The organism is Burkholderia torrens (genome assembly GCF_984668525.1).
In genome coordinates this window covers 2,855,396-2,876,876 of the sequence record NZ_OZ480211.1, presented here as the reverse complement: position 1 = coordinate 2,876,876, position 21,481 = coordinate 2,855,396, and the positions used below count along the sequence as shown (strand labels likewise).

At 68.8% G+C, this 21,481-nt stretch carries 21 protein-coding genes; 7 read left to right on the top strand and 14 right to left on the bottom strand.

What is annotated here, in order from left to right; translation table 11 throughout:
* Positions 1 to 15: 15 nt before the first annotated feature.
* From dalD to kynB, 4 genes are all read right to left on the bottom strand, one after another.
* Positions 16 to 1,410, bottom strand: a complete 1,395-nt coding sequence (gene dalD / locus AC5LXX_RS13335; RefSeq protein ID WP_493409742.1) for a D-arabinitol 4-dehydrogenase — start codon at positions 1,408 to 1,410, stop codon at positions 16 to 18.
* A 331-nt stretch (positions 1,411 to 1,741) separates the two neighbouring features.
* Positions 1,742 to 2,677, bottom strand: a complete 936-nt coding sequence (gene kynA / locus AC5LXX_RS13330; RefSeq protein WP_493411128.1) for a tryptophan 2,3-dioxygenase — start codon at positions 2,675 to 2,677, stop codon at positions 1,742 to 1,744.
* 90 nt (positions 2,678 to 2,767) lie between these two features.
* A complete protein-coding gene (gene kynU / locus AC5LXX_RS13325; RefSeq protein ID WP_493409741.1) occupies positions 2,768 to 4,021 on the bottom strand; it encodes a kynureninase in 1,254 nt (417 codons plus the stop codon).
* Positions 4,022 to 4,046: 25 nt separating this feature from the next.
* The gene (gene kynB, locus AC5LXX_RS13320) at positions 4,047 to 4,688 is read right to left on the bottom strand and encodes an arylformamidase (protein ID WP_493409740.1); all 642 of its coding nucleotides are present in this window, start codon (positions 4,686 to 4,688) and stop codon (positions 4,047 to 4,049) included.
* A 130-nt stretch (positions 4,689 to 4,818) separates the two neighbouring features.
* Here kynB and AC5LXX_RS13315 point away from each other — a divergent pair, with 130 nt between their 5' ends.
* Positions 4,819 to 5,319, top strand: coding sequence for an Lrp/AsnC family transcriptional regulator (locus AC5LXX_RS13315; protein WP_006477992.1), 501 nt, complete (start codon positions 4,819 to 4,821; stop codon positions 5,317 to 5,319).
* Here the strand turns inward: AC5LXX_RS13315 and AC5LXX_RS13310 are convergent.
* The 3 genes from AC5LXX_RS13310 to AC5LXX_RS13300 all read right to left on the bottom strand — a co-directional run bounded on the left by AC5LXX_RS13310 (position 5,306) and on the right by AC5LXX_RS13300 (position 8,184).
* Positions 5,306 to 5,815 carry a flavin reductase family protein gene (locus AC5LXX_RS13310; protein ID WP_124456395.1) on the bottom strand — a complete coding sequence of 170 codons (510 nt, stop codon included), beginning with the start codon at positions 5,813 to 5,815 and terminating at the stop codon, positions 5,306 to 5,308. The genes AC5LXX_RS13315 and AC5LXX_RS13310 overlap by 14 nt on opposite strands.
* A 300-nt stretch (positions 5,816 to 6,115) precedes the next feature.
* Positions 6,116 to 6,781, bottom strand: coding sequence for a hypothetical protein (locus tag AC5LXX_RS13305; protein WP_493409739.1), 666 nt, complete (start codon positions 6,779 to 6,781; stop codon positions 6,116 to 6,118).
* On the bottom strand, positions 6,778 to 8,184 hold the full coding sequence (locus AC5LXX_RS13300; RefSeq protein WP_493409738.1) for a selenium-binding protein SBP56-related protein: 1,407 nt from the start codon (positions 8,182 to 8,184) through the stop codon (positions 6,778 to 6,780). Before AC5LXX_RS13300 ends, AC5LXX_RS13305 begins: the two co-directional genes overlap by 4 nt.
* A gap of 591 nt (positions 8,185 to 8,775) precedes the next feature.
* Here AC5LXX_RS13300 and msrA point away from each other — a divergent pair.
* Entirely contained in the window at positions 8,776 to 9,336 is a 561-nt protein-coding gene (gene msrA, locus AC5LXX_RS13295) for a peptide-methionine (S)-S-oxide reductase MsrA (protein WP_050017027.1), read from the top strand.
* 44 nt (positions 9,337 to 9,380) lie between these two features.
* On the opposite strand, the gene AC5LXX_RS13290 is transcribed toward msrA, so the two are convergent.
* The 3 genes from AC5LXX_RS13290 to pdxH form a co-directional block, all read right to left on the bottom strand.
* Positions 9,381 to 10,667: a DUF72 domain-containing protein gene (locus AC5LXX_RS13290; RefSeq protein ID WP_493409737.1), complete on the bottom strand. Its 1,287-nt coding sequence runs from the start codon at positions 10,665 to 10,667 to the stop codon at positions 9,381 to 9,383.
* A 23-nt stretch (positions 10,668 to 10,690) separates the two neighbouring features.
* Complete coding sequence (locus AC5LXX_RS13285) at positions 10,691 to 11,911, bottom strand: class I SAM-dependent methyltransferase (protein WP_493409736.1); 1,221 nt, start codon at positions 11,909 to 11,911, stop codon at positions 10,691 to 10,693.
* Between the two features lie 121 nt (positions 11,912 to 12,032).
* Positions 12,033 to 12,677 (bottom strand): pyridoxamine 5'-phosphate oxidase, encoded by a 645-nt coding sequence (gene pdxH / locus AC5LXX_RS13280; protein ID WP_493409735.1) that lies wholly within the window; start codon positions 12,675 to 12,677, stop codon positions 12,033 to 12,035.
* 128 nt (positions 12,678 to 12,805) lie between these two features.
* Here pdxH and AC5LXX_RS13275 point away from each other — a divergent pair, with 128 nt between their 5' ends.
* On the top strand, positions 12,806 to 13,663 hold the full coding sequence (locus AC5LXX_RS13275) for a tRNA threonylcarbamoyladenosine dehydratase (RefSeq protein ID WP_493409734.1): 858 nt from the start codon (positions 12,806 to 12,808) through the stop codon (positions 13,661 to 13,663).
* An 87-nt stretch (positions 13,664 to 13,750) separates the two neighbouring features.
* On the opposite strand, the gene trxA is transcribed toward AC5LXX_RS13275, so the two are convergent.
* Together trxA and AC5LXX_RS13265 are read right to left on the bottom strand one after the other, a co-directional pair.
* Entirely contained in the window at positions 13,751 to 14,599 is an 849-nt protein-coding gene (trxA, locus tag AC5LXX_RS13270) for a thioredoxin (RefSeq protein ID WP_493409733.1), read from the bottom strand.
* A gap of 52 nt (positions 14,600 to 14,651) precedes the next feature.
* A complete protein-coding gene (locus tag AC5LXX_RS13265) occupies positions 14,652 to 15,533 on the bottom strand; it encodes a pirin family protein (protein WP_493409732.1) in 882 nt (293 codons plus the stop codon).
* Between the two features lie 152 nt (positions 15,534 to 15,685).
* On the opposite strand from AC5LXX_RS13265, the gene AC5LXX_RS13260 reads away from it, so the two are divergent.
* A complete protein-coding gene (locus AC5LXX_RS13260; RefSeq protein ID WP_185658275.1) occupies positions 15,686 to 16,564 on the top strand; it encodes an EamA family transporter in 879 nt (292 codons plus the stop codon).
* Between the two features lie 45 nt (positions 16,565 to 16,609).
* On the opposite strand, the gene AC5LXX_RS13255 is transcribed toward AC5LXX_RS13260, so the two are convergent.
* A complete protein-coding gene (locus AC5LXX_RS13255; RefSeq protein WP_493409731.1) occupies positions 16,610 to 18,136 on the bottom strand; it encodes an N-acetylmuramoyl-L-alanine amidase in 1,527 nt (508 codons plus the stop codon).
* Positions 18,118 to 18,672 carry a tRNA (adenosine(37)-N6)-threonylcarbamoyltransferase complex ATPase subunit type 1 TsaE gene (tsaE, locus tag AC5LXX_RS13250; RefSeq protein ID WP_124456383.1) on the bottom strand — a complete coding sequence of 185 codons (555 nt, stop codon included), beginning with the start codon at positions 18,670 to 18,672 and terminating at the stop codon, positions 18,118 to 18,120. Before tsaE ends, AC5LXX_RS13255 begins: the two co-directional genes overlap by 19 nt.
* Before the next feature lie 17 nt (positions 18,673 to 18,689).
* On the opposite strand from tsaE, the gene queG reads away from it, so the two are divergent.
* From queG to xerD, 3 genes are all read left to right on the top strand, one after another.
* Positions 18,690 to 19,913, top strand: a complete 1,224-nt coding sequence (gene queG / locus AC5LXX_RS13245) for a tRNA epoxyqueuosine(34) reductase QueG (protein WP_493409730.1) — start codon at positions 18,690 to 18,692, stop codon at positions 19,911 to 19,913.
* A 63-nt stretch (positions 19,914 to 19,976) separates the two neighbouring features.
* Positions 19,977 to 20,444 carry a methylated-DNA--[protein]-cysteine S-methyltransferase gene (locus tag AC5LXX_RS13240; protein ID WP_493409729.1) on the top strand — a complete coding sequence of 156 codons (468 nt, stop codon included), beginning with the start codon at positions 19,977 to 19,979 and terminating at the stop codon, positions 20,442 to 20,444.
* Positions 20,444 to 21,394: a site-specific tyrosine recombinase XerD gene (xerD, locus tag AC5LXX_RS13235; protein WP_493409728.1), complete on the top strand. Its 951-nt coding sequence runs from the start codon at positions 20,444 to 20,446 to the stop codon at positions 21,392 to 21,394. The genes AC5LXX_RS13240 and xerD overlap by 1 nt, the downstream gene beginning before the upstream one ends.
* The last annotated feature ends 87 nt before the right edge of the window (positions 21,395 to 21,481 follow it).

Sequence of the window (21,481 nt, the reverse complement as noted above, 5' to 3'; positions counted from 1 at the left end):
TCGCCCGGATGCGCGTCAGCGCTGCGCCAGCCATGCATCGACCCGCGCGAGCCCCGCGCGCAGCGCCTCGAACAGCGCCGCGTTGCCGGCGAGCGAACCCCACAGCGCGCGGCTCGCGCACAGCGCGACGACCGGATCGTCGGCTTCGACGATCGCCCGCGCGGTGCCTTCATCCATCACGCCGTCCTGGTACGCATACGGCAGCAGGCCGCGTGCCCGGCGTTCGAGAAAGCGCAGGAACAGCGCGGGCAGCACGGCGGTGGCGACCGGCGCCGCGCCGCGCGCGAACGATTCCACGAGCGTCGGCGCGATGAAGCCGGGGATCTTCGAGAAGCCGTCGGCCGCGACGCGCTGGTTCGTGTCGAGCACGTACGGGTTGCCGAAGCGCTCCAGCACGACGTCGCGGTAACGCGCGAGATCGAGCGGGCTCGGCGTGAGGCACGGGATCACGTCCTGCGTCACGTAGTCGTGCGCGAAGCGGCGGATCGCCGCGTCGTGCGTGCCTTCGTGGATGTACGTATGGCCCGCGAGCGTGCCGGCCCACGCGATGCAGCTGTGCGTCGCGTTGAGGATGCGGATCTTCGCTTCCTCGTACGGGTGCACGTCGTCGACGAGTTCGGCGCCGGCCAGCTCCCAGCGCGGCCGGCCGGCTGCGAAGCGGTCCTCGATCACCCACTGGATAAACGATTCGCCCATCACCGGGCACGCGTCGTCGAAGCCGGTGGCCGCGAGTACGCGCTCGCGCACGTCGGCGGTCGGGCGCGGCGTGATGCGGTCGACCATCGCGCTCGGCGTCGCGACGTTCGCGTCGAACCACGCGAGCAGGGCGGTTTCACCGCGCCGTTCGAGGAATTCGCGCATCCCGGCGCGAAAGCGCGCGCCGTTGCTGCGCAGGTTGTCGCAGCTCTGCAGCGTGAGCGGGCCCGCGCCGCGCTTCATGCGTTCGGCGAGCAGCGCTGCGAGCGCGCCGTACAGCGTCGTGCGCGCGCCCTGCAGGTCGGCCGCCAGATCGGCGTTCGCGATGTCGAGCCGGTTGTGTTCGTCGAGGTAGTAGCCGCCTTCGGTGACGGTGAACGACACGATCCGGCATGCCGGATCGGCGCCGGCGTCGATCAGCGCGGCGAGGTCGATCGACCACGGCAGCACGTGCGTGATCGCGCGGATCGTCTCGTACGCGCGCTCGCCTTGCGGTGTGACGGTTTCGAGTGTGTATTCACCGTGCTGCGCGGCGAGGGCATCCATCGTCGCGCGCATGTCGTCGCGGATGTTGCCGACGGTCAGCGACCAGCGTTCGCCGGCCGGCACGGCCGCGTTCACGCGATGCAGATACCACGCCTGGTGCGCGCGGTGAAACGAGCCGGCGCCGATGTGCAGCAGCACGGGCGCGCGGGCGGAGGGCGATTCGCTCATCCGGTGTCTCCTGTTCGTGCCTGTCTTTCCAGTCAAATACGATCATTTGCTCTTTGTGTGAGCGAATGATCGTATTCGGGCGAGCGAAAGTCAAGGCGGGGAAACGGTATTTCGATGGTGCGCTGCGGCGTGCGCGCTGCCGCTCGTGCTTGCGTACGGATGCTGCGTCTGCTCGCGACGGATACTGCGGGTGCGTAGCTGACGATGTTGGCCGTCGCGCTGCTCGCGGTGTGCGGCGGCACATTCCGAGGCTGTCGCGCGTGCCGTCGGCGCCGCGCGAAGGGGAGGAGCTGGCCCGCACGTCGTCGTGACGGCGGGCGCGTGACGTGCGTTACAGCGTGGTGCGCACGTGCCAGAGCTCGGGGAACAGCACGACGTCGAGCATCTTGCGCAGGTACGGCGCGCCGCTCGTGCCGCCGGTGCCCTGCTTGAAGCCGATGATGCGCTCGACGGTCGTCACGTGGCGGAAGCGCCACTGACGGAACGCGTCCTCGAGATCGACGAGTTCCTCGGCCATCTCGTACAGCTCCCAGTGCTGCTGCGGGTGGCGATACACCTCGAGCCACGCGGCTTCGACCGTCTCGTCGTGCCGTGTCGGCTGCGTCCAGTCGCGATCGAGCCGCTCCGGCGCGATCGGGAACCCGCGCCGCGCGAGCAGGCGCACGACTTCGTCGTAGAACGACGGCGCTTCGAGCGTCGCGCGCACCTGTTCCAGGATGTCGGGCCGGTGCGCATGCGGCTGCAGCATCTGGGCGTTCTTGTTGCCCAGCAGGAATTCGAGCTGGCGATACTGGTACGACTGGAAGCCCGACGACTGGCCGAGATACGGCCGCATTGCCGAGTATTCGGATGGCGTCATCGTCGACAGCACGTTCCACGCCTGCACCAGCTGCTCGAGGATGCGCGACACGCGCGCGAGCATCTTGAACGCGGGCGGCAGCGCGTCGGTGCGCACCGCGTCGAGCGCGCCGCGCAGTTCGAACAGCGCGAGCTTCATCCACAGCTCGCTCGTCTGATGCTGGATGATGAACAGCATCTCGTTGTGATCGGGCGACAGCGGATGCTGCGCGTCGAGGATCGAATTCAGCGACAGGTAGTCGCCATAGCTCATCGACTTCGAGAAATCGAGCTGCGCGTTGTGCCAGCCGGCTTGTGTGTCGGCTTCGCCGGGCACGTGCGGCGCTTCGTGCGCGGCTTGCGCCGGTTGCGCGGCGCGTGCGCCCGAGAACGGGCAGCCCGCCGGCGCGTCGTCGCCGGGTGGCTGCATATGACCAGAATTCACGACTTTCTCCAGATTTGAATGACGAACGCGTGGCGCGCGATCCGCATGCAACGGCGGCGCGCCGCGCAAATCCGGTCAGGTCACCGCGCCGCGTTCGGCGAATTCGGGTGCCTTCCACGCACCGGTGGCGAGGATGTCGCGCAGCGTCTCGACGGCATCCCACACGTCGGCGAAGCGCGTATAGAGCGGCGTGAAGCCGAAGCGCAGCACGTACGGCTCGCGGTAGTCGCCGATCACGCCGCGCGCGATCAGCGCCTGCATCACTTCGTAGCCGTGCGGATGCTCGAAGCTCGCCTGCGAGCCGCGCTGGTGATGCGCGCGCGGCGTGACGAGCTTCAGCGACAAGCCTGCACAGCGTGCCTCGACGAGCGCGATGAACGCGTCGGTCAGCGCGAGCGACTTGCGGCGGATCGCGTGCATGTCGGTCTGCAGGAACACGTCGAGCCCGCATTCGACCATCGACATCGACACGATCGGCTGCGTGCCGCACAGGAAGCGCGCGATGCCCGGATCGGGCGCGAAGGCCGGTTGCATCGCGAACGGTGCGCGGTGGCCCCACCAGCCGGACAGCGGCTGCGAGAAATGCGCGAGATGGCGCTGCGGCACCCACACGAATGCGGGCGAGCCGGGGCCGCCGTTCAGGTACTTGTACGTGCAACCGACCGCGCCGTCCGCGCGCGCGCCGTTCAGGTCGACCGGCACCGCGCCGGCCGAGTGCGCGAGATCCCACAGCATCAGCGCGCCCGCGTCGTGCACGAGCTGCGTGACGGCCGGCATGTCGTGCATGTAGCCGGTGCGGTAGTTCACGTGCGTGATCATCGCGACGGCCGCGTCCGCGCCGAGCGCGGCCGGCAGGTCGGCCGGATCGTCGATCAGGCGCAGCTCGTAGCCGCCGCCGAGCTGTTCGATCAGCCCCTGCGCGATATACAGGTCGGTCGGAAAGTTCGAGCGTTCCGACACGATCACGCGGCGCTCCGGCGCGCCCTCGGCCTGGTGGCGCAGCATCGCCGACAGCAGCTTGAACAGGTTGATCGAGATCGTGTCGGTGACGACCGTTTCGCCGGGCGCGCCGCCGATCAGCGTCGCGAGCTTGTCGCCGAGGCGGCGCGGCAGCGCGAACCAGCCGGCCGTATTCCAGCTGCGGATCAGGCCTTCGCCCCATTCGGCGCCGATCACCTGCTGCGCGCGCGCGGCCGACGCGCTCGGTTGCGCGCCGAGCGAGTTGCCGTCGAGGTAGATCACGCCGTCGGGCAGCGAGAACTGGTCGCGCAGCGGGGCAAGCGGGTCGTCGCGGTCGAGCGCGAGCGCGTCTTCACGGGTCTTGATCATGATGTGGGGGTGTTGGTCGGGGTAATCAGGAAGCACGCGCGGGCAGCGCGCGCAGCACCGCGCGCACGGGGCTCGCGTCGAGCGTCGCGAATTTCAGCGGCAGTGCGATCAGTTCGTAGTCGCCGGGCGGCACGTCGTCGAGCACGATGCCTTCGAGGATCGCCATCCGGTGCGCGCGCACGCGGTGATGCGCATCCATCGTCTTCGATTCCTGCGGGTCGAGCGACGGCGTATCGATGCCGATCAGCTTCACGCCATGCGCGGCGAGCAGGTCGACGGTCTCGGGCGAGACCGCGCAGAAATCGCTGTCCCACTGTTCGACGCTGGCATGCGCATACGTGCGCAGCAGTACGCGCGGCGGCACGCCGTCGAGCGCGGCCGCGATGTCGGCCGGCTGCACGACGGGCGCCGCGCCGATGCAATGGATCACGCGGCACGGGCCGAGATAGGTGTCGAGCGGCACGGCGCCGATCGGTGCGCCGTCGGCGTCGTAGTGCAGCGGCGCGTCGCAATGCGCGCCGGTGTGCGGCGACAGCGTCAGGCGCGCGACGTTGACCGGCGAGCCGGCCTCCATCCGCCACACGCGTTCGACGGAAACCGGCGTATCGCCCGGCCACACGGGGGTGGCGGGGCTGACCGGCGGCGAGATGTCCCAGAGTGTGTCCATGGCATGACGTTTCGATGAGTCGATCCTTCGAATGATAGGTGGACGCTCGCAGAAAGTGCTTGCGAAATAAACATGGACAATCCGCCGGATTGGCAGATAATTCGACTCAGAGGGAAAACGGGGACCAAAAATGCACGCGATCACGCTCGATGCCACCGACTGCCGGATTCTGGCGGTATTGCAGGAGGAGGGCAGAATCAGCAATCTCGACCTGGCGGAACGTATCTCGCTTTCGCCATCCGCCTGCCTGCGCCGCATGCGCCTGCTTGAGGAGCAGGGCGTGATCGAGCACTATCGCGCGTGCCTGAGCCGCGAGAAGCTCGGCTTCGAGCTCGAGGCATTCGTGCAGGTGTCGATGCGCAACGAAGAGAATCAATGGCACGAGCGCTTCGCGGAAGCGCTGCGCGAATGGCCGGAGGTGGTCGGCGCGTTCGTCGTGACGGGCGAGAGCCACTATCTGCTGCGCGTGCTCGCGCACAACCTCAAGCACTATTCGGATTTCGTGCTGAACCGGCTCTACAAGGCGCCGGGCGTGATGGACATCCGGTCGAACATCGTGCTGCAGACGCTGAAGGATGAAGCCGGCGCGCCGGTCGGGCTGGCGCGCACGGGAGCGATCAAAGCGGTGTGAGGCCGTGGAAGCCGCCGCCGTGGAACACGAGCGGCGGCGCCGTGTCCGATACCGCGCGCACGCCGCAGCGTTCGACTTCGCCGACGAAGATCACGTGGTCGCCTTCATCGTAGCGGCTGCGGTTGTGGCATTCGAACCACGCGAGCGCGCCGTCGAGCACGGGCATCCCCGAGTTGCCGGCCGCATGCGCGATGCCTTCGAAGCGGTCGCCCTTGTAGGTCGAGAAGCGCTTGCACAGGTCGAGCTGCGAGGCCGCGAGCACGTTCACCACGTAATGGCTGTTGCCGCGGAACACGGGCGTCGACGCCGATTTGTGCGCGAGGCTCCACAGCACGAGCGGCGGATCGAGCGAGACCGAGTTGAACGAGCTGGCGGTAATGCCGATCAGCTGGCCGGACGGCGCGCGCGTCGTGATCACCGTCACGCCCGTCGCGAACTGGCCGAGTGCCTGCCGGAAGGCCGTCGCGTCGAAATCCGGCGGGTTGGCGCGGCTCATCGGGCCGCCATCCGGAACGGGACGGGCAGGCGCGGCGCGACGCGGGTGGCGCGGGCACGGCGGACGAAAGGCGACAAGGCGGTCGATAGGGAAGGGGTGCGCATGGCCCGATTTTAGCGGAATCGGGGCCGTCGAGCCCGGCCGGACGGCGCATTGCGGAGGCAGGGTGGCGTAGCGAACACTGCGGCGCACTACCTGATGTGCGGCTGCGGGTAGCCGGCGTGGCCGTTCCGTCGTGTTTTCGTGCGGCGCCGCCTCCCGGACTGGCGCCGCCGCATCCCGCCGGCCGTCGCCCCTGCACTATTGCGACGCCGCCAGTCCGAGCGACAGCGCGCCCGTCACGATCAGGCTCGATGCCCACACCGCGTCGAGATTGAACCAGCTCCGCGACACGAACTTCAGCCCGAGATAGCGGTACACGAGCCATGCGAGCCCGCCGCCGGCCGCGATCATCGCGACCGCGTGCACGGCCGCGACGACGAGCGCCATCCCGAGATGCGCATCGACGAGCATGGCGGCCGCACGGTGGCCGGCGTCGCGGTCGAGCCCGCACAGCCCGAGGTAGATCGGCACCAGCATCAACCCCGCGCCGTGCGCGATCGCGACCGCGAACGACCACAGGCCGAGCCGCGCCGGCGGGATCCGCGCGAGCGCACGCGGATGCCGGCGCCGGATCAGCAGCGCGGCGCCGAAGCCGATCACGAGCGCGCTCGCGCCGATCCGGATCGCCGCCTGCCACGCGAGCAGCGCGGCGAGCAGCCCGAACGGCAGCATCACCGCGAACACCGCGAGCGCGTGGCCGAGCGCGAGATAGCCGAGCGCCGCGACGAGCGCGGTGCCGCGGCGCGTCATCAGCGCGTTCGACACCGCGAGCGGCCAGCCCATCGCGGGATTGAGCCCGTGGTAGACGCCGCTCGCGAGCACGGCCGCCCACAGGGCGGCCTGCGCGTGCAGGCCGGCGCTCAACGCTTGACCGACGGATAGCAGAACGAGTCGGTCGAGCAGTCGCCGCCTTCGAGCCGGATCTGGTGCGCGCGGTAGCCGTCGGGGAATTCGACCCAGTAGTCGTCGGCGAGCGTCAGCCCGCCGTCCGGCCCCGCATGCGCGAGCACCTGCGCGCCCGGCACGCCGTCCGGATAGAACTGGTCGTCCCAAGTCGAATACAGCGAATTGGTCCAGTAGACGCGCCGGCCGTCGCGGCTGATCTCGACCATCTGCGGGCCGCCCGCGAACGTACGGCCGTTCGTGTGCGGCGCACGGCGCGCGATGCCGCCGATACGGACCGACCCCGCGAGCACCGGATTGTGCGGATCCGACACGTCGTACTGGCGCATCTCGCCGGTCCCCCAGCACGACACGTACAGGAAGCGGTCGTCGAGCGACAGGTCGATGTCGGTCACGAGCGGCGGCACCGCACCGAATCCTTGCAGCAGCGGCGGCAGTTCGTCGGCCGCGGCCGGCTCGGCTGGGATCGTCGCCGTCTTCTTCACATGGAACTGGCCGCCTTCGCGCCACCAGGTCCAGATCGAGCCTTCGAGATTCGTCGTATCGACGACCACGCCGACGAACCCGTACTCGCGCGCCGGGTCATGCGCGGGCCGCACCTCGAGTGCCATCTGGTGCTGCGCGCCGAGATCGATCGTCTGCACGTTGCGCCGCGCGCGCAGGTCCCAGAAATGCAGCCGGTGCCCGTACTTGTTCGCGAGCAGGTCCTCGGGGACGATCCCGTTCTCGAATTGCGGCGGCAGCGCCCATTCGCTCGACACCATGTAGTCGCGCGGCAGGTTCCACCAGAAGTCGTAGTGCTTGTCCTGCGAGCCGCGATCGATCTCCCAGCGGCCGAGTACGTCGAACGTCTCGCAATCCATGATGAAGATGCCGGGCGCGCCGTCGGTGCCGTCCTTGCCTGCGCCGCCGAGCGTGCTCACGTAGATGCCTTCGGGGCCGCAGTGCACGGTGTGCGGGCGCGAATAGCCGGTCTTCGCGAAGATCTCGTCGGGCTCGATGATCTTGTGGATGCGCGCTTGCGTCGGGTGCGGTTTCGTGTCGATCACGTAGATGCGCGACGAGCGCAGGCCGGGGATGATCAGGAAGCGGCGCTCGAGGAACGCATGGCCGGTCAGCGGCGACAGCGACGACGAGCACGCATTCCAGCCGAAGTGGTGAAACTCGTCGCCGGTGTTCGGCATCGTCACCGTGTGCACGATTTTCCCGTAGGTCGGCGAACCGGGCTTCACGTCGATCACGGCGAGCGCGTCGGGTCTGGAAAAATCGGGGCTCAGCAACAACGTATAGGCGAATTCTTCCGCCGGCGCCTGCATCGCAAGCTCGGGAGAAGCGTGAAACGTCGGGTCAGGCCGCATGCTCATGGTGATGCCTCCTCGATGGGTTTGGATCGTGAACGCACGGCCGTTCGTTGCGGGCGTGCGGGTCGGGATGGCCGCGCGGCGTGCAGCGTGCCGGCGGGTGCGATCGACGCACGGACGCACGTGTCGGTGCCACGCGCGGCGCCGTGCATCAGGTCGTGAAAGCGGGGAAAGCGGGTAACGGCGACAGGCCGGATCGCCGCGCCGGGGGCGGGACGGATGCGCGGCGACGTGATGACGCAGTCGAGGCGGCGCCCCGCGACGCGGCAGCGGCCGGGCGGGTGACGCGGGCGAATTCTGTTAAGGCATGCATAGCGATGTTCCGGCAGATGATGTTTGCATCAGGGTCGGGCATGCATCGGGCGCTGCGTGCGTGACGGCGGGTTTGCCGCCGCGCTTGCGCGTGCCTAAGTGTAGACGAGAATCGTGCAGGCGAGTCGGGCGCGGCACCTGCGGAATCTGCCAGGTTCGCGCGCGAGTGAGATACTTGCCGGAGTGCCGCGGTGTCCCGTACCACGGGCGCGCAGCGGCGGGATGGAACGGCGGCAGCCGGCACGGGCGTGCCGCTGCCGTCATCAACGAGGGTCTGAATTCATGGGGAACGAGATGCTTGAAACCGCGACTTTGGGAGGCGGGTGTTTCTGGTGCACGGAGGCCGTGTTTCTCGATGTCGACGGCGTGACGGCCGTCCAGTCGGGTTATGCGGGCGGCCATACGCGCAATCCCGGCTACCGCGACATTTGCGAAGGCGATACTGGCCACGCGGAAGTCGTCAACGTGACGTTCGATCCGGCGCGCATCGGCTATCGCGAGATCCTCGAGATCTTCTTCGCGACGCACGATCCGACCACGCTGAACCGGCAGGGCAACGACGTCGGCACGCAGTACCGGTCGGTCGTGTTCACGCATTCGGATGCGCAGCGCGACACGGCGCTCGACGTGATCCGAGAGCTGGAGCGCGAGCAGGTGTTCGGCCAGCCGATCGTCACGCAGGTCGTGCCGCTCGACGGCAACTACTGGCCGGCCGAGGACTATCACCAGAACTATTACGCGCGGAACCCCGGGCAGGGCTACTGCTCGGTCGTGATCGGGCCGAAGCTCGCGAAATTCCGGCAGAAGTTCTCGCACCGGCTGAAGTCGCTGCGCGGCGCGTAAGCACGGAACCGGCGGAAGCCGGCGAACACAGGCGAGAACAGGTGTTACGCCGCCTCGTTGCGCCACTGCGCGCACGCGGCGGCGATTTCGCGTGCGAGCGCGATGCACGACAGCGGCGCGGAGCCTTCCGCCTTGTTGTTGATCGTGATGATCACCGGCTGCCCGGCCAGCGCGTAGCGCGCGGCCAGCTCGGCGAGCGCCGAGCGCGTGGCCGGATCCTCGTCGACGAGCTTGTCGAACGGCTCGTATTTCGCTTTCGCCTGTTCGTACTTGAAGCCGCCGTGCAGGCTCCAGCGCACGATCAGCGGGCCCGGCGCGTCGCCGTCGAGCAGCGCGAGCGCGGCGGCCTGGCGCAGCGGGTCGGGCATCCGCGCGTGCAGGCCGACACAGTAGCGCACGCCGAGCGACGCGAGCGCGCGGATGAAGCGCGGCGTGAGCAGGCTCGCGTCGCGGATCTCGATCGCGTAGCGCGTGCCGTCGGCTTCCGGCGCCAGCGGCGGGAGCGCCGCGAAGAACGCGGTCAGCCGGTCGATCAGTGCGGCCGGCTCGGCAAGCAGCTGATCGGGCAGCGGCGAGAACTGGAACACGAGCACGCCCGCTTTGCGGCCGAGCCCTTCGAGGCACGGCTGCACGAATTCGCGGGTCGCGAGCTGCGCGTCGAGGAAGGTCGGGTTCGGCCCCGATGGCTCGCCGCGGCGGCCGCGGATCACCGCATCGGTCACCGACGCCGGCGCCTTCACGACGAAACGGAAGTCGTCGGGCACCTGCTGCGCATAGCGCAGGTAGTCGGCCACCGACAGCGGGCCGTAGAACGACCGGTCGAGGCTCACGCTCTTCAGCAGCGGATGCGCGCCGTACGCTTCGAGCCCTTCGCGCGACAGCTTCGTCTGCGCGAAATCGCCGTCGTAGACGATGCCGTTCCAGCCGGGGAAATACCACGACGACGTGCCGAGCCGGACGTTCGGCGGCAGGCCGGCCGCGGCGTCGGCGACGTCTGCGGCAATCGGCGCAGGCAGCACGCCGCGCTTGCGCCGGCCTTTCTTCGGCGGCGTGGCGGGCGGCGACGGTTCGTCCCACAGCAGGCCCGAGGAAGGTGCCGGTTCGTCGTCGGCGGCGCGGGAAGGTGCAGGCGGCGCTGCGTCCTGCGCGTGCGGCGTCACGCGCTCATCGGGGCGGGCGGGGCGGCCGTCGTCCGCCGGCGCAGGCGACACGCGTGCAGCGTCCGCCGGCATGCCGAACAGGTCGAACTGGCCGTCGGTGTGCGGCGCGTCCGGGTCGTCGCGCTGCTGTCGTTCCTGCGGCGCCTTGCGCCGCGTCCTGCCGTCACCCATGCATGCCCAGCGTGAGGCGCCGCCTAGCGCGGCAGCGCGTGTTCGTACATGTAGCGCCGCGACCACGGCAGCGTTTTCGCGCTGCGTCCGGCCTTGCGGCACACGATCTGGAAGATCGACACGTCGTCGTGCTCGAATGCATACGCGCAGCCGGCAAGATACACGCGCCAGATGCGGAATTTTTCGTCGTCGACGAGGGCTTTCGCCTGGTCGGCCTTCGCCTCGAAGTTCTCCGTCCAGATCTCGAGCGTGCGCGCATAGTGCCGCCGCAGGCTTTCGACGTCAACCGCCTCGAGTCCGCCGCGCTGCGCCGCTTCGAGCGCGAGGCTGATGTGCGGCAGTTCGCCGTCGGGGAACACGTAACGGTCGATGAATTCGCCGCCGCCGAGCGCCGTCTCGCCGCTTTCCGCGTCGGTCGACGTGATCCCGTGGTTCATCGCGATGCCGTCGTCGGTCAGCAGCTCGCGGATGCGCGAGAAATAGAGCGGCAGGTTCTTGCGGCCGACGTGCTCGAACATCCCGACGCTCGTGATGCGGTCGAACTGGCCGTCGATCTCGCGGTAATCCTGCAGGCGGATCTCGATCTTGTCCTCGAGCCCCGCGGCCTTCACGCGCGCGGTCGCGAGGTCGAACTGGTTCTGCGACAGCGTCACGCCGAGGCACGTCGCGCCGAACTTCTGCGCGGCGCGCAGCACGAGCGCGCCCCAGCCGCAGCCGATGTCGAGCAGGCGCTGGCCGGGCTGGAGCTGGATCTTCGTCAGGATGTGATCGATCTTCTTGATCTGCGCGGTGGCGAGATCCTCGTCGCCGTTCTCGAAGTACGCGCACGAGTACACCATGTTCTCGTCGAGCCACAGCTGGTAGAACGCGTTCGAGACGTCGTAGTGATACTGGATCGCCTTCTTGTCGGTGCTCTTCGAGTGATTGAAGTAGCGTTTCACGCGCGCGAGCTTGCTCGCGTTCGTCACCGTGTTGCGCGCAAGCGAGTAGCTGACGTTGATGATGTCCGACAGCCTGCCTTCGATGTCGATCTTGCCCTTCACGTACGCCTCGCCGAGATTGTCGAGGCTCGGATCGAGCAGCAGCGGCAACGCCGATGCGCTGTTGACCTTCAGCGTGACCTGCGGTGCGCTGAAGGTGCCGAAATCGAGTTGATCGCCGTTCCACAGCACGAGGCGCGCCGGTATGTCCGCTTTCGCCCGTACTTCGTCCGCCCACTGTGCCAGCTTCTTTTCCCAGAACATTTGGATTCTCCGTTTGTTCGTTGAATCGAATACAGCCAAGTATCTTGACCGGCGCCCGCCGCTTGCGAAGCGGGCGCCCGGATGCAACACGAGACACGACCGGCGTGCGCCGGTGCCGCGCTTACGGCGACAGGCGCGAGATCGTCCAGCCCGACGCCGCCGCGGCGTCGCGCGTGTAGAGCAGGCGGTCGTGCAGCCGCGACGGGCGGCCTTGCCAGAACTCGATCGAGTCGGGCACGAGGCGGTAGCCGCCCCAGTGCGGCGGGCGCGGCGGGTGGTCGCCGTAGCGTTCGCTGACGGCCTTTTCGCGCGCTTCGAGCGTCGCGCGGCTGTCGATCACCGCGCTCTGCTCCGATGCCCACGCACCGATGCGCGAGCCGAGCGGGCGCGACGCGAAATAGCGGTCGCTTTCTTCGGCGCTGGTTTTCTCGATCCGGCCTTCGATGCGCACCTGGCGCTCGAGCTCGATCCAGTAGAACAGCAGCGCGGCTTGCGGATGCGCGGCGAGATCGCGCCCCTTGCGGCTTTCGTAATTGGTGAAGAAGACGAACCCGCGTTCGTCGACGCCCTTGATGAGCACGATCCGGGCCGACGGCCGGCCGTCGTCGCCGACGGTCGCGAGCGTCATCGTGTTCGGCTCGGGCAGTTTGGCGGCGAGCGCCTCCTTGAACCAGCGATCGAACTGGGCGAGGGGGTCGGGGGCGGCATCGGCTTCGTCGAGCGAAGCACGTGAATAGTTGATGCGGAGATCGGCGAGAGTCGTCATGTTATGCAAACGCTTCAATCTGGGGCCAGTATAGCGAACGCGCAAGAATCGTGCGTGCACAGTGGCGCGTGCGAGCGGGGAGTTCAGGCAAAATAGAGGGCTGCACGACTTACGTTTTCCTTGCTGCCATGTCCGTTGCCGACGCTGCCCCGCCCAGTTCTTCTGATCTTACCCCGACCCCGGAAATCCAGCTTGACGTGGATCGCGCCCGGCGCTTCGGCGGCGTCGCGCGCCTGTACGGCGCGCCGGCCGCCGCCGCGTTCGAGCGTGCGCACGTCGCGGTGATCGGGATCGGCGGCGTCGGGTCGTGGGTGGCCGAGGCGCTCGCGCGCAACGCGGTCGGCACGCTGACGCTGATCGATCTCGACAACGTCGCGGAAAGCAATACGAACCGGCAGGTCCACGCACTCGACGGCAATTACGGCAAGCCGAAGGTCGACGCGATGGCCGAGCGGATCGCGCTGATCGATCCCGCGTGCCGGGTGAACCGGATCGAGGATTTCGTCGAGCCCGACAACTTCGACGCGCTGCTCGGCGGCGGCTTCGACTACGTGATCGACGCGATCGACAGCGTGCGCACGAAGGTCGCGCTGATCGCGTGGTGCGTCGCGAAGCGGCAGCCGCTCGTCGTCGTCGGCGGCGCGGGCGGTCAGCTGGACCCGACGCGCATCCGCATCGACGATCTTGCGTTGACGATCCAGGATCCGCTGCTGTCGAAGGTGCGCGCGCAGTTGCGCAAGCAGCACGGCTTTCCGCGCGGGCCGAAGGCGCGTTTCAAGGTCAGCGCCGTGTATTCGGACGAGCCGCTGATCTATCCGGAAGCGGCCGCGTGCGATATCGAGGACGGTGCCGAGCCGTCCGCGGCCGCGCATGTCGCGGGGCTCAACTGTGCGGGATTCGGTTCGAGCGTGTGCGTGACCGCGAGCTTCGGGTTCGCGGCCGCCGCGCATGCGTTGCGCGCGATCGCGGCGCAGGCTGCCGGCTGAACGAGGAAGAGGAGGCTGCGGCGCGGGTCGTGCGCCGCAAGCGCGACGGCGATCCGGCCGGGCCGTTGCGGCCCGGCGCGTCGCGCGTCAGTTGAGCGCCATGCTCAGCTTGCGTCGCCATCCGGCGACGAGGTCCGGGCGATCGCCGGCCAGCTCGAACACCGAGATCAACGTGCGGCGGCCGAGATCGTCGCCGTACGCGCGGTCGCGCTGGACGATTTCCAGCAACTGTTCCACTGCACCTTCGTATGCGCGCCGCGCGATCAGGCTCTGCGCGAGGTCGAAGCGCGCGTCGAGATCGGCCGGGTTCGCCGCGATGCGTGCTTCGAGCGCGTCGGTCGGCGGCAGGTCGGCCGTGGCGTCGAGCGCGTCGAATCGCGTCTTGATCGCCTGATAGCGCGGATCGCCGTTCTGGACGGTCTGCGGCGACAGGCGCTCGGTCTCGGCGCGCGCGGCGTCGACCTCGTTGCTCGCGAGCAGCAGCTCGATCAGGTCGAGGCGCGCGTCGTCGAAGCCGGGGTTCAGCGCGAGCGCCGCTTCGAGGTGCGTGAGCGCGTCGTCGTAGCGCTGTTCGGCGATCGCGTATTGCGCGGCGCGGCGCTCGGCTTCCTCGGGGGCAGGCAGCAGCCGGTCGAGGAACGCGCGCAACTGGCCTTCGGGCAGCACGCCGACGAACTGGTCGACCGGGCGGCCGTCGGCGAACGCGATCACGTGCGGGATGCTGCGCGTCTGGAAGTGCGCGGCCAGTTCCTGGTTCTCGTCGACGTTGACCTTCACGAGCTTCCAGCGGCCTTCGTAGTCGGCCTCGAGCTTTTCCAGCAGCGGGCCGAGCGTCTTGCAGGGGCCGCACCACGGCGCCCAGAAGTCGACCAGCACGGGCGTGTCCAGCGACGCCTCGATGACGTCTTTCTCGAAAGTGGCAAGCGTGGTGTCCATGTCGTTCTCTTCGGTTCGAATATCGTCAGGATGAGGGCGGCGCGCCTCTTTTTCAACGCGGCTTCGACTCGGGCAGCGGAATCCACTCGGTCTCGCCCGGCACCTTGCCCATTTCCTGGCGCATCCAGGCCACTTTCGCACGCTCGATCGCGTCGCGGCTGCTGGCGACGAAATTCCATTCGATGAAGCGTTCGCCATCGATCCTGTCGCCGCCGAGCAGCATCGCGCGCGCGCCGCTGTCGCTCGTCAGCGTGACCGCCGCGCCCGGCGCGAGCACGGCCATCTGTTCGGCCGGCACCGGCGTGCCGTCGATCGCGAGCGTGCCGTCGACCACGTAGACCGCGCGCTCCTCGTGCGACGCGTCGAGTTCGAGCCGGCCGCCGGCCGCGAATTCGGTCGCGACGTACAGCGTGCGCGAGAATGTCGTGACGGGCGAGCGCAGCCCGAACGCGTCGCCGGCGATCACCGTCAGCGCGACGCCGTCTTCGTTGCGCTTCGGCAGCGTGTCGGCCGGATGGTGCTCGAACGACGGCTCGGTCGTCTCGTGCGCCTGCGGCAGCGCGACCCAGGTCTGGATCCCGTGCACGGTATGACCGCTGGCGCGCTGCGCGTCGGGCGTGCGTTCGGAGTGGACGATCCCGCGGCCGGCCGTCATCCAGTTCACGTCGCCCGGCACGATGGCCTGCAGCGAGCCGAGGCTGTCGCGGTGCAGGATCGCGCCGTCGAACAGGTAGGTGACGGTCGCGAGCCCGATGTGCGGATGCGGGCGCACGTCGAGCCCCGTGCCGGCCGGCAGCGTGGCGGGTCCCATGTGATCGAAGAAGATGAACGGGCCGACGAGGCGCGCGGCGAGCGCGGGCAGCGTGCGGCGCACCTGCAGGTTGCCGATGTCGCGCACGTGCGGCTTCAGCAGGGCTTTGATCGAGTCGGTCATGGCGGTTCCAGTGGGGCGGCGGGGGATGCCGGTCATTGTACTGGCCGCCCGCCGCCGATTCCATGCGCGCCGCGCGGGTATCGGGCCGCCCGGCGAATCCCGGTAGACTGACGCGCTTCGGAACAACGATTCGAATCGAGGAGACGCCGATGATGGCCCCGAAGGACTTGCTGCTTGCGCTGGTCGTGATCCTGGCGTGGGGCGTGAACTTCGTCGTGATCAAGGTCGGCCTGCACGGCATGCCGCCGATGCTGCTCGGCGCGCTGCGCTTCACGCTCGCGGCCGTGCCCGCGGTGTTCTTCGTGCGCCGGCCGCAGATTCCGTGGCGCCTGCTCGTGCTGTACGGCGCGACGATCCAGCTCGGCCAGTTCGTGTTCCTGTTCACCGGCATGTACGTCGGCATGCCGGCCGGCCTCGCGTCGCTCGTACTGCAGTCGCAGGCGTTCTTCACGCTCGTGTTCGCGATGCTGTTCCTCGGCGAACGGCTGCGCGTGCAGAACCTGGTCGGGCTCGCGATCGCTGCGGGCGGGCTCGTCGTGATCGCCGCGCAGGGCGGCCGCGCGATGACGCTCGCGGGCTTCCTGCTGACGATCGGCTCGGCCGCGATGTGGGCGTTCGGCAATATCGTCACGAAGAAGGTCGGGAAGGCGAACCTCGTGTCGCTCGTCGTGTGGGCGAGCCTCGTGCCGCCCGTACCGTTCTTCCTGCTGTCGCTGTGGTTCGAAGGGCCGCAGCGCATCGCGACCGCGCTCGCGGGGCTCGACGGCGCGTCGATCTTCGCGGTCGTCTATCTCGCGTTCGTCGCGACGCTGCTCGGCTACGGGCTGTGGAGCCGCCTGCTGTCGCGCTACCCGGCCGCGCAGGTCGCACAGTTCTCGCTGCTGGTGCCGGTCGTCGGGCTCGCGTCGTCGGCGCTGCTGCTCGACGAGCACCTGACGCAAGCGCAGCTGATCGGCGCGGCGCTCGTGATGGGCGGGCTCGCGGTGAACGTGTTCGGCGGGAAACTGATGCGCCGCTTCTCGGCTTCGTGACGCGCCGGCACGCGATGCGTGCCGGCGGCAGGGAACGGACGGCCGTCAGGCCATCCGGTTCTTCGCGAGTGGCGGATTCGCGGCGAAGTAACGCTTGATGCCGCGGAAGATCGCGTCGGCCATCTGGTCGCGATAGCTGTCGTCGTTCAGCCGGCTTTCCTCTTCCGGGTTGCTGATGAACGCGGTCTCGACGAGGATCGACGGAATGTCGGGCGCCTTCAGCACCGCGAACCCGGCCTGCTCGACCGAGCCCTTGTGCAGCTTGTTGATGCCGCCGACTTCCTTCAGCACGTAGTTGCCGTAGCGCAGCGAGTCGCGGATCTGGGCCGTTGTCGACATGTCGAACAGCGCGCGGTTCACGGCCGCGTCCGCCGTCTTGATGTTGATCCCGCCGATCAGGTCGGACGAATTCTCCTTGTTCGCCATCCAGCGCGCCGCGGCGCTCGTCGCGCCGTGATCGGACAGCGCGAACACCGACGAGCCGCGCGCGGACGGCGTCGTGAATGCATCCGCGTGGATCGACACGAAGAGATCCGCGCCGACGCGGCGCGCCTTCTGCACGCGCACGTTCAGCGGCACGAAGAAGTCGGCGTCGCGCGTCATCATCGCGCGCATGTTCGGCGCGCCGTCGATCTTCGCGCGCAGCTTCTTCGCGATGTCGAGCGCGATGTGCTTCTCGTACGTGCCGCCGCCGCCGATCGCGCCCGGATCCTCGCCGCCGTGGCCCGGATCGATTGCGACCGTCAGCAGGCGCACGGTGCCGCCCTTGCCGGATTTCGGCGCTGTGAACTTGTAGGTGTCGCCGTCGTCGTCGCTGTCGTCGCGGCGCGCGATGACGGGCGGCGGCTTGACGGCCGGCTTCGGCGGCGTCGAAGGCGTGCCGGCCGCCGGCGGCGTGCGCGGCGTGGCCGGCGTGTTCTGCGCGAAGCGCTGGAAGAACGCATCGCTGTTGTCGCCCGCGCCGGGCGGCGGCGTACCGGGGCCGGCCAGCGTGGTCGGCGGCTGCATCTGCTGCGCGCGCGCCGTGTCGTTGAGCGCCTGCTCCTTGCGTTCCGTCTGCGCGATCAGGTCGGACAGCGGATCGGGCGCGACGGCCGGATACAGGTCGAACACGAGCCGGTACTTGTAGGTGCCGACGGGCGGCAGCGTGAACACCTGCGGCTTCACCGAGCCTTTCAGGTCGAACACCATCCGCACGACGTGCGGCTGATACTGGCCGACGCGCACCGACTGGATCTGCGGATCGTTCGGCGCGATCTTCGACACGAGGTCGCGCAGCGCCTGGTCGAGATCGAGGCCGGTCAGGTCGACGACCAGACGGTCGGGACCCTGCAGCAGCTGTTGGCTATTCTGCAGCGGCTGGTCGGATTCGATCGTGACGCGCGTGTAATCGCGCGCGGGCCACACGCGCACGCCGAGCACCGACGACGCGTGCGCGAGCCGCGGCGCGACGAGGCCGAGCACCAGCGTCGATGCGCCCGCGCGCAGGATCTGGCGGCGCCGCCAGTTGTGCGTCGCGGTGGCCGCCGATTCGATCGAGCGGAACGGTTTGATCAACATCTTTCGAGACATGCCTTTCCTGAAGCGCTGTACGCCCGGACGGTGAGGGCACGGCCGTCGCCATCCACGTCGAGCGAGAAAACCAGATCGGGCACGCCGAGCAGGGCGCCCGCCTGTTGCGGCCATTCGACGAGGCAGATCGCGCTGGAATTGAAATATTCGCGAAAGCCTGCATCGGACCATTCGGCCGGATCGTTGAATCGATACAGATCGAAGTGATAGACCTCGAGTTCCCCATCGCTGCGTTCGAGCGCGTAAGGCTCGACGAGCGTGTAGGTCGGGCTGCGCACGCGGCCCTGGTGGCCGAGGCCGCGCAGGATCGCGCGCACGAGGGTCGTCTTGCCCGCGCCGAGATCGCCGACCAGCTGGATCTGCAGCCCGTCGAACGCATGGGCGCGGTCGAGTTCGAGGCGTGCCGCGTCGAGCGCGTGCGCGAAGCGCGTGCCGAATGCGTCGGTCGCCGCTTCGTCGGCGAGCGCGATCACGCGCTCCGCGAGCGGGGCCGGCAGCATGGCGTCGTGAGGCGATTGGCTGGACGTGGCTGGCATTCTCGTAAAATAGTGCGATGAACCGATTACCGGAACTCGCCGCATCCGACAGGCCTTCGACTCATGCCGAAGGCGCGGCGCCGTGCGCGCTCGATGATGCGGCGTTGACTGCGCTCGCCGCTCGCATCAGGGCGTGGGGGCGCGAATTGGGTTTCGGGGCGATCGGCATCAGCGATACCGATCTCTCGGATGCCGAAGCAGGCCTCGCCGCCTGGCTGGAAGCCGGATACCACGGCGAAATGGATTATATGGCGAAACATGGGATGAAACGCGCGCGCCCGGCCGAACTTGTGGCCGGTACGCGACGCGTGATTTCCGTGCGGCTCGCCTATTTGCCGGCCGAAACGCTCGCCGGCGGCGAGCCCGGCGCGCTCGTGCCGCACGACTGGCGTGCCCGCGAACGCGCGCGGCTCGACGATCCGCAGGCCGCCGTCGTGTCGATCTATGCGCGCGGTCGCGATTATCACAAGGTGCTGCGCAACCGGCTTCAGACGCTCGCGGAGCGCATCGAGCACGAGATCGGCGCATTCGGCTACCGCGTGTTCACCGATTCGGCACCCGTGCTCGAGGTCGAGCTCGCGCAGAAGGCCGGCGTCGGCTGGCGCGGCAAGCACACGCTGCTGCTGCAGCGCGACGCCGGCTCGCTGTTCTTCCTCGGCGAGATCTACGTCGACCTGCCGCTGCCGACCGACGCGCACACGTCGCCGGATGCCGCACCCGAGACGCCGGGCGCGCACTGCGGCAGCTGCACGCGCTGCATCGACGCGTGTCCGACCGGTGCGATCGTCGAGCCGTACCGCGTCGACGCGCGCCGCTGCATCTCGTACCTGACGATCGAACTGAAAGGCAGCATCCCCGAAGCGCTGCGGCCGATGATCGGCAATCGCGTGTACGGCTGCGACGACTGCCAGCTCGTGTGCCCGTGGAACAAGTTCGCGCAGGCCGCGCCCGTCGCCGATTTCGACGTGCGGCACGGCCTCGACCGCGCGACGCTCGTCGAGTTGTTCGCGTGGGACGCGGAGACATTCGACACGCGGATGCAGGGCAGCGCGATCCGGCGCATCGGCCATGAAAGCTGGCTGCGCAATCTCGCGGTCGGGCTCGGCAACGCGCTGCGCGCGGACGCGGACCGGCTTGCGCCGTCGGCGCGCGACGCAATCGTCGCCGCGTTGCGCGCGCGGGCCGACGATCCGTCGCCGGTCGTGCGCGAGCATGTCGAATGGGCGCTGCGTGCCGCGTGAAGGCGGCGTAAAGTGTCGTCGGCGCGCGGCACCGGGCGCGCATTCATCGGTCAGGAGAAGGCAATGTTCAACGCAGTGATCGACGCGCCGTTCGGCAAGGTCGGCATCCGCACGGACGCCGCGGTGGTGCGCGAGATCGTCTATCTGCCCGAATCGGTGAAGTCGGTCGATCCGGATTCGCCGCTCGCGAAGCGCGCGGTCAAGCAGATCGAACGTTATTTCGAGCGCGCGTCCGCGCGCTTCGACCTGCCGCTCGCCGAAGTCGGCAGTGCATTCCAGCACCGCGTGTGGGACGTGATCAGCGATATCCCGCCCGGCACGGTGCTGACCTACGGGCAGGTCGCGAAGCGGATCGGCAGCGCACCGCGCGCGGTCGGCCAGGCGTGCGGCGCGAACTATTTCCCGCTCGTGATTCCGTGCCATCGCGTCGTCGCGGCGGCCGGCCTCGGCGGCTTCGCGAACCACGACGACAACGGCTATTACCAGAAAGTGAAGCGCTGGCTGTTGGCGCACGAAGGCGTGCCGTACTGATGAGTGAACCACTGATGACTCCCGAAGCCGACGGCGATGCTGCCGCGGCCTCGCCCGCGCTGCTCGCGAGCCGCGCGTCGATCGACGTCTTCTGCGATGCGCTGTGGCTCGAGCACGGGCTCGCGCGCAACACGCTCGATGCCTATCGGCGCGATCTGGTGCTGTTTTGCCAGTGGCTGGCCGAGACGCACGATACACAGCTCGATCTGGCCGACGAGGCGATGGTGACGGGCTACATCGCCGCGCGCAGCGACGGCAAGGCGACGTCGTCGAACCGGCGGCTGTCGGTGTTCCGTCGCTATTACGGCTGGGCCGTGCGCGAGCATCGCGCGAGCGCCGACCCGACGCTGCGCATCACGTCCGCGAAACAGGCGGCGCGGTTTCCGTCGACGCTGTCCGAGGCGCAGGTCGAGGCGCTGCTCGGCGCCCCCGATGTCGGCACGCCGCTCGGCCTGCGCGATCGCACGATGCTCGAGCTGATGTACGCGAGCGGGCTGCGCGTGAGCGAGCTCGTGACGCTGAAGACGGTCGAGGTCGGCCTGAACGAAGGCGTCGTGCGCGTGATGGGCAAGGGTTCGAAGGAGCGGCTCGTGCCGTTCGGCGAAGTCGCGCACGGCTGGATCGAGCGCTACCTGCGCGAGGCGCGGCCCGCGCTGCTCGGCGCGCGCGCGGCCGACGCGCTGTTCGTGACCGCGCGCGGCGACGGGATGACGCGCCAGCAGTTCTGGAACATCATCAAGCGCCACGCGCAGCAGGCCGACGTGCGTGCGCACCTGTCGCCGCACACGCTGCGGCATGCGTTCGCGACGCACCTGCTGAACCACGGCGCCGACCTGCGCGTCGTGCAGATGCTGCTCGGCCACAGCGACATCTCGACCACCCAGATCTACACGCACGTCGCGCGCGAACGGCTGAAGACGCTGCACGCGCAGCATCACCCGCGCGGTTAGCGAGCGGGGCGCGTGCATCGGGCACCGCGCGGGCGCCGATGTGCGCTCGATGTGCGCTCGATGTGCGCGCAGCCGCAGCGGCCGGTG